1 protein-coding gene is annotated in these 1065 nt (G+C 56.8%); it reads right to left on the bottom strand.

Going from position 1 to position 1065, the window contains the following annotated elements; genetic code table 11:
- Positions 1-18 precede the first annotated feature (18 nt).
- Positions 19-1065, bottom strand: a protein-coding gene (locus tag ABIB38_RS24200) for an IS3 family transposase (RefSeq protein ID WP_429207352.1) whose coding sequence is annotated in 2 segments (ribosomal slippage) — positions 19-929 and positions 929-1065 — 1048 coding nt annotated over the 2 segments. Because the reading frame shifts where the segments join, the coding sequence is not laid out codon by codon here. This gene is flagged as partial in the annotation.

Below are 1065 nucleotides of genomic sequence, written 5' to 3'. Positions count from 1 at the left end.
TGAATCGCCACGAGTTTCCTAGACACTCGCGAGCCGCTTGAAATACTGCTTTTCATACTCGACCGGCGACAAGTCATTGCTGGAGCTGTGCCGGCGTTTTGGATTGTAAAACATCTCGATATAATCGAAGACATCCCGCTTTGCATCTTCCCGAGTGCCGTAGGTCTTGCGTCGGATCCGTTCCCGTTTCAGGAGCTGGAAGAAGCTCTCGGCCACGGCATTATCGTGGCAGTTACCACGCCGGCTCATGCTCTGCTGCAGGTTATGCTCGTCCAGGAAGTCGCGCCAGTCGTAGCTGCTGAACTGGCTGCCCTGATCCGAATGCACCATTACCGCATTCTTTGGTTGCCGCCGCCAGACCGCCATCAAGAGCGCATTCATCGCTAGCTCGCGATCGATTCGAGAACTCATCGACCAGCCCACCACCTGACGCGAAAACAGGTCTAATACAACAGCCAGATAAAGCCAGCCTTCGTAAGTGCGAATGTACGTGATGTCCGTAACCCAGACCCGATTCGGTTCCTGCACGTCGAATTGGCGCTGTAGATGGTTCGGCGCTACCAGCGATGGCGCGCCGCCGCGTTTGTATTTGCGCTTGGCGTAGCCGGTTTGCGAACGAATCCCGGCCGACCTCATCAGACGGTGGACGCGATTGATGCCGCATTGTTCACCGAGCTCGCGTAGATCGTCGCTGACCTTGCGATAGCCGTAGACGCTGCCGCTTTCCAGCCACGATTCCTTGATGGGTACCAGAAGGCGCTTGTCTTCTCTGGCGCGCTTACTTTCAGGATTCAGGCGCCAGGCATAGAAGCCACTCGGATGCACCTCAAGCACTTTGCACAGCCGGCGCACCGGAAATTGGTCCTGCAACTCAACGATTAAGGTGTACCTTACCCGGACGTCTTGGCAAAGTACACCGCGGCCTTTTTCAATATGTCACGCTCCTCCGTGACTCGCTTGAGCTCGGCCTTCAGGCGCCGCATTTCGTCAGACTGGGCATCGACAGCCTTGCGCTCAGCCTCAGGCACGCCGTAACGCTTCGTCCAGGCGTACAGGCTATGGATG

It is taken from the genome of Massilia sp. UYP11 (assembly GCF_050434805.1).
GTDB lineage: Bacteria > Pseudomonadota > Gammaproteobacteria > Burkholderiales > Burkholderiaceae_D > Telluria.
This window is presented reverse-complemented; position numbering and strand designations above follow the sequence as displayed.